Origin of the sequence: Desulfofundulus australicus DSM 11792 (assembly GCF_900129285.1) — a bacterium.
Lineage (GTDB): Bacteria > Bacillota > Desulfotomaculia > Desulfotomaculales > Desulfovirgulaceae > Desulfofundulus > Desulfofundulus australicus.
In genome coordinates this window covers 107139-113361 of sequence record NZ_FQUW01000011.1, presented here as the reverse complement: position 1 = coordinate 113361, position 6223 = coordinate 107139, and the positions used below count along the sequence as shown (strand labels likewise).

The 6223-nt window shown below is 55.1% G+C and carries 6 protein-coding genes; all 6 read right to left on the bottom strand.

The annotated features are described in order from the left end of the window. Positions 1 to 280 precede the first annotated feature (280 nt). Positions 281 to 1063 carry a molybdate ABC transporter substrate-binding protein gene (gene modA / locus BUB44_RS05505; protein ID WP_073163892.1) on the bottom strand — a complete coding sequence of 261 codons (783 nt, stop codon included), beginning with the start codon at positions 1061 to 1063 and terminating at the stop codon, positions 281 to 283. Between the two features lie 81 nt (positions 1064 to 1144). Further along, positions 1145 to 2560 (bottom strand): aldehyde dehydrogenase family protein, encoded by a 1416-nt coding sequence (locus BUB44_RS05500; RefSeq protein WP_073163889.1) that lies wholly within the window; start codon positions 2558 to 2560, stop codon positions 1145 to 1147. A 74-nt stretch (positions 2561 to 2634) separates the two neighbouring features. Continuing rightward, positions 2635 to 3444, bottom strand: a complete 810-nt coding sequence (locus tag BUB44_RS05495) for a DUF169 domain-containing protein (RefSeq protein ID WP_242655861.1) — start codon at positions 3442 to 3444, stop codon at positions 2635 to 2637. Between the two features lie 42 nt (positions 3445 to 3486). Further along, positions 3487 to 3939, bottom strand: a complete 453-nt coding sequence (locus tag BUB44_RS05490; protein ID WP_073163887.1) for a hypothetical protein — start codon at positions 3937 to 3939, stop codon at positions 3487 to 3489. Continuing rightward, positions 3905 to 5170 (bottom strand): molybdopterin molybdotransferase MoeA, encoded by a 1266-nt coding sequence (locus tag BUB44_RS05485; RefSeq protein WP_073163884.1) that lies wholly within the window; start codon positions 5168 to 5170, stop codon positions 3905 to 3907. The genes BUB44_RS05490 and BUB44_RS05485 overlap by 35 nt, the downstream gene beginning before the upstream one ends. A 23-nt stretch (positions 5171 to 5193) precedes the next feature. Beyond that, positions 5194 to 6219, bottom strand: a complete 1026-nt coding sequence (locus BUB44_RS05480) for a molybdopterin-binding protein (protein ID WP_073163881.1) — start codon at positions 6217 to 6219, stop codon at positions 5194 to 5196. Positions 6220 to 6223 lie beyond the last annotated feature (4 nt).

Sequence of the window (6223 nt, the reverse complement as noted above, 5' to 3'; positions counted from 1 at the left end):
TGAGAGTGGTTGGGGAAAGGGAAAATCTTTGCCCAGGCGGGCGTATTCTTCCGGCGGTACAGGCGTGTAAAATATCTGCTGCATGGCGGTCACTTCCAGCAAATATTCTACCTGTTCCACAGCCGGAAGAAAAGGGGTCAGTCACTGGTTGTCATATTCTGGTGAATAGACGGACTGACTGACCTGAAATACCAGCACAATTTGCGAAGCAGTTGCAGATTATTCTGGTATCGGAAATAGTTGCAGATTGTTCAATCTGCGAAAATGGGCAGGGGTTGGGCTAAATCAAAGTGAGAATTGACACCTTCATTCCGGCGGGGGAAGCCAGGTAGTTCAAGAACTCCCGGGCAGCTTCCTTTTGCGGAGCGTTTTTCAACACTGCCGCCGGATAGACAATGGGCTTGTGCAGGTTATCGGGCACCGTCAGGTCCACCCGCACATTCTTGCCCATCAGAGCATCGGATCGGTAAACAAAGCCGGCGTCGGCATTGCCCGTTTCCACGTAGGTGAGCACCTGGCGCACGTCGTTGGCCATGACCAGTTTGGGCTGCAGCTTATCCCACAGCTTCAGGTTGGTCAGGCTTTCCCGGGTGTACTGCCCGGCCGGCACGGTGTCCGGCATCCCCAGGGCGATTCTTTTTACCCCGGATCCGGCCAGGTCGTTGAAATCCTTCAAGGGGGCAGCGTTCTTGGGTACCACCACAACCAGTTCATTGCTCAAGAGATTGGTCCGGCTGTCCGGTTCGAGCAGTCCTTTTTCTTCCAGCTGATCCATCTGGCTGACTCCGGCGGAAATGAAGAGGTCTACCGGTGCTCCCTGCTCGATCTGCTTTTGGAGCGAGCCGGATGCCCCCAGGTTGTAGGTAATCTTTACCCCCGGGTGTTCTTTCTCATAGTTCTCCTTGATTTTCCCCAAAGCGTCCTTTAAGCTGATGGCTGCCGAAACGGTAATTTCCTTTTGCAAGCCGGTATTCTGGCCGGCCTGCTCAACCTGCTTGCCACAGCCGCCGGCAACCACCCCCACCATGAATATGAACAGCACTCCCAGCAACCACTTTTTCATCGTTAACCGCTCCTTTCCAGATGGTTGTTTGCTGGCTTTTATCAGTCACCCTTATGCGGTTCCCGGGACTTCCCGGAGAACCTACAGCGTAATCACCACCACTCGCGTCTCGGTCATTTCCTGGATGGCATATTTGGGGCCTTCTCTGCCCATACCGCTGCCTTTAACTCCGCCGTAGGGCATCTCATCGGCCCGGTAAACCGAGGTATCATTAATGATCACTCCTCCCACCTCCAGTTTCCGGGCTGCCAGCATGGCCAGGTCCAGTGATCTGGTAAACACCCCAGCCTGCAAGCCGTATGGGGAATCGTTGGCCATTTCCAGCGCCTGCTCAAAGTTTTCGTAGGGTATCACTGATACCACGGGAGCAAAGATCTCTTCACAAACCACCTTCATATCCGGCCGCACTCCGGTTAACACAGTAGGGTAAAAAAGGTTGCCCTCCCGCCTGCCGCCGGTGAGCACGGTGGCGCCGCCCGCTACGGCCTCCCTTACCCATTGTTCCGCCCGGCGAGCTGCATCCTCGCTGATCATGGGTCCCACGTCGGTTTTCAGGTCGGTGGGGTCGCCCACTACAAGCTTTTCTGCCTCTTCTACCAGTAGCTGGCAGAAGGGTTCCGCGACATCCTGTTGAACCAGAATTCGCTGGACGGAAATACACACCTGTCCTGCATTAACAAAGGCCATGCGCCCGCAGGCCCGGGCTGCTTTGACCAGATCGGCGTCGCTATGCACAATGGTGGCGGAATTGGAACCCAGTTCCAGGGTCACCCGGCGCAAGCCTGCGCGCTCAGCAATACGTCTGCCCACTGCCGGGGAACCGGTAAAACTGAAATGGGCCACCCGGGGATCCCTTAAAAGCATTTCCCCTACATCATCACCGCTACCTACCAGCACATTCAAATGGCCCGGCGGCAGGCCAGCTTCTTCCAGAATGCGGCATAACGACAGGGAAGATAAGGGCGTGGCGGAAGCCGGCTTCAGGACCACCGTGTTGCCGGCGGCAATGGCCGGGGCTACCTTGTGTACCACCAGGTTCAGGGGAAAGTTGAAGGGTGTAATGGCGCAGACCACTCCCACCGGTACCCGGATGGTATAGGCAAAGCGATTTTCCGCGCCGGCCGAACCGATCGGTACCATTTCCCCGCAGATCCGGGTTGCCTCTTCAGCGGATACCCGGCAGGTGTTGGCGGCCCGGGTTACTTCCCCCAGGGCGTCCTTTAAGGCCTTACCTGCTTCCCGGGCAATGATCATCCCCAGTTCTTCCCGCCTGGCCAGGAGCAACTCCGACGCCTTGCTCAGAATCTGGTAGCGCTGCCAGGGAGTTAACGTGTTTTCCCGGAAGGCCCGTTCAGCTGCGGTAACGGCTTCTTCCACTTCTTTCCGGGAAGCCACGGCCACCCGGGCGATAACCTCGCCGGAATATTTGTTGGTAACCGGGATAAAGCTGGCTGTTGTGCGCCACTCACCGTTAATATAGAGGGGTTGAATTTCCATTGTCTTGCCTCCCTTCAAGAAATTGATTGTGAACTGTTTGAATTTGTTTTACAAGCCTTGATGGGTGAGCTATATTATTCTCCGTCTTTAAAACGGATCATCGGGCACTTCTTGCAGACGTCAAGCCCCGGCCATTCGGTACCGCTGTAAAGAAGGGAAGCCCCGTTATAAACTTCGGTGCGCAAGACCAATTGTTTTGCTACGTCCAGTATTTGGTCGCCCGGGATGAAGACGTTCACTTCACCTTTTTCCGTTTTACCGGAGGTGTAGCTGCCGGCGCACATGGTGTTCATGTTGGGCTTGTGGTTCAGGTAAGTCCACACGGTGCCCCCGCAAACAGCCGAGTTTACAGTGTGATTGAACTGCAGGGGGTGTACGGCAAAAGCTGCGATATAGTCGTTTAAAATATGGTATGCTTGCAGGGGATTACAGACGAAGATGACCACATCGGGCTCCACGGGGGTTTTGGCCAGCGGTGCTGTCATAAAACCAGTAATCAGGCCCAGGGGCAGGCGCGGTTTGGTTGCCACCACGTACTTCGCCTTTTCAAAATCCACCACATATTTCATGTGCCCCCTGGCTTCTTCATCAGAAGGTTCAGTAAAACCAAAAGTCGTCAGGCAGTTTTCACATAAAATATTTTCATTTGTCCCTTTCAACACGTAACCGGCCATGCGGGAGGCAGCCACGTACTGGCAGAAAGTGAACCTGGCCGCTATTTTCTTATCGGCCCGGACTTTTCCAGCTTCTCCGGCAGACTTAAAAAACTTAATGGCAACCGGGTGGTAATCCAGCTTGAGTAACCTTTCGAACATTTCCTGGGCTATGGCATAATTCATTTTAGCGGTACCGGTCATACTTTGCTTTGTTGCTGTTGCTTCCACGTTTATCGCTCTCCTTTCCTTTTTGGCAACTGGTCGTGTGTATTAAAGTGTTTGCAGGAAGTCGAATGCCTTTTTGGCAGTGATAATTTTACGGGCATTTAACAATAAATTTTTGGGGTCACGGGTTAATTCGTTGAACTGCTTCCAGTAAGCCAGTTTGGCCTCTTTCAACACCTCCTTTGGGGTTAAAGCCATCTTTTCTTCCGGTATTTTCAGGATTTCAAAAGCGTCCTTCTTGCCGTTAATCCTGGTGTTATGGCAGGTGTGAAATATATGATGGAGGGCGCAGAAGAGCAATTCCTCCGCCTGGGTCAGTGGCGGCTCCAGATCTGCAAGTTCCCAGAAAAACAGAGGGAGGGCTTTTCCCAGGCTGTATCCTGCCGCCAACAGTTTTATAATTACCCGGCCGATGATTCTTTGGCGGTGCCGGTCTCCGGGCAGGCTTGCCTTCAGGTACTGTTCAACTATTTCCGGGATGGGCGGGGTATCTTTCACCGGTCAGTTCTCCTTTTTCCAGCGGCAGGGGGGTGAGAAGGAGCGTGGGTACTTTTGACCCGGGCTCCAGGGGAGGGTGTCCTGCCAGAAGATCAATTAACGCATTCCAATTGATGAGAGAACGGAGCATACTGGATTTCTGGCCCGGCAGCAATTTTACTTCCCACCCGTCCTGACGGCATACCGCATGGCCCCGGAGGAAACGGCGGGGCCCTCCTTTTTTAGGGAAACGGTCGGTACATAAGGCATGGATACGGTACGGGTAGGGGTTGAGCGCCTGAAAAGCACGTAATACGGGTGCAGCAAGAAGCTGGTAACCTACCGCGCAGGCCGCCGGGTTTCCCGAAAGGGAAATAACCAGCCTGGAATCATGGATTGCCGCGCCGCTGTGGCTGCCCGGTTTTATTCGGATTCCCCAGAACAGTGGACGTGCTCCAGTCTGCCGCAGTACCGGTAGCGCCTGGTCGCATGCTCCGGAGGCAGTTCCCCCGATTGTAAGCACAAGGTCAGCATTCTGAAGCAGCCTTTGCAAACGCTTTTTTGCCCCACCAGCATTTTCGTCGCCGGCGATCTCCACGCCGACAACCTCTCCCCCGTCACGCGAGACAAGAGAAGCTAGAAGAGGGCCGTTGCTGTCCCGAACCTGGCCCGGGGCGGGGGTAACGTGACAGGGAACGATTTCATGTCCCAGGCTGAGAATTGCCACTCTGGGACGGCGGTATACCGGCACCTCACCATAACCCAGGGCGGCCAGGACACCGATCATGCCCGGGTCGAGAATGGTCCCCCGTTTTACAAGCAATTCCCCGGATCGAAAGTCCTCCCCCGCCTGCCTGATATTGCTGCCCGGGGAGATTTTGCCTGCAAAGACCACGCGGTTTTCGTCGACTATGACTGACTCCTTTGGAATGACTGCCCCCGTGCCGGCGGGCAGGGGGCTTCCGGTTAGCACCCCTACCGCCTGACCCGGGCTCAACGGGGAAACATAAAAGTTCCCCTTGCAGATGTAATTTTTGATGACAAAACTTGTACGGAGCCCCACATCATCGATATGAATGGCGTAGCCATCCACTGCCGATTGGGGATGGGAAGGTATGTCCCGGGTAACAAATATATCCCGGGAGATAACCCTCCCCAAAGCCTGCTTCAAGGAAACAAGTTCCCGGGGTAAAGGGGTAATGAAATCGAGAAGGTATTCCAGGGCCTCCTCCCAGGTTACGTTAACCAGCATTTGCCGATGCCTCCAGGCCTGAATTAAGTTGCTTTGCCGAAGGAACAGGCCGGGTAACGGCAGACCGCACACTCTTCGCAAAGGCCGCCGTGGCCCAGCGCCACAATCTCCGCGCGGCTCAGGCGTTCCCCGGCAAAAATACGTGGAATGATGAGATCAAAAATAGTGGTCCGGTTGAACATGATACATCCAGGCAGGCCGCAAACGGGAACGTGTCCCAGATAGGCCAGCATAAACATCGAACCGGGGAGTACCGGCGCTCCGTAGAAGATCTCCTGCGCCCCCGTGGCTCTGATTCCCTGAGGGGTTACGTCATCGGGGTCCACGGACATGCCGCCTGTCACCAGGACAAGTTCCGCACCTTTCTCGATCATATGCCGGATTTCCCGCGCGATAATCAGGGGGTCATCCGGAACAATGACCTGGCTTAAAAACCTGCCACCAAAGGGAGCGATTTTCTGGCGAATGACGCTGCAAAATCCGTCCCGAACCCTCCCCTCGTAAACTTCAGTCCCCGCCGTTATAACCCCTACCCAGAGCGGCTGGAAAGGCTTGACTTTCAGCAAGGGGGCGGGCTGGGAGCAGAGGCCTTCCGCTTCTTCCAGGATGCTGTGGTGAATGGCCAGGGGAATTACCCTCGTTCCGGCAACAAACTGTCCCCTGGCCACCACCCGGTTATTATGCAGTGTGGCCAGAATAACACCCTCGAGATTGTTAACCATCTTCAACCGCTCGCTATCAACCTTGAGCAGGCCGTCGCAAGTGGCTTTGAGGCTAACTTTCCCCTGATTGGGCTCGTCCCAGCTCAAGCCCGGCCCTGCAGCGTGCCGGGCCAGGCGCAGGGCTGCTTCGTCTTCGTGGATCAAATCGGGGGCAGGTTCCCAGACATAAATATGTTCTTTGCCCAGGTCCCGGAGCAGAGGGATGTCCTCTTTCCTGACGACGTGTCCTCTCCGGAAAGCCCGGCACTTTTCAACGCCGGGGACGATTTTGGTGATATCATGGCAGAGAACCATGCCCACAGCTTCTGCAACAGGTACCAATCGCATGGAC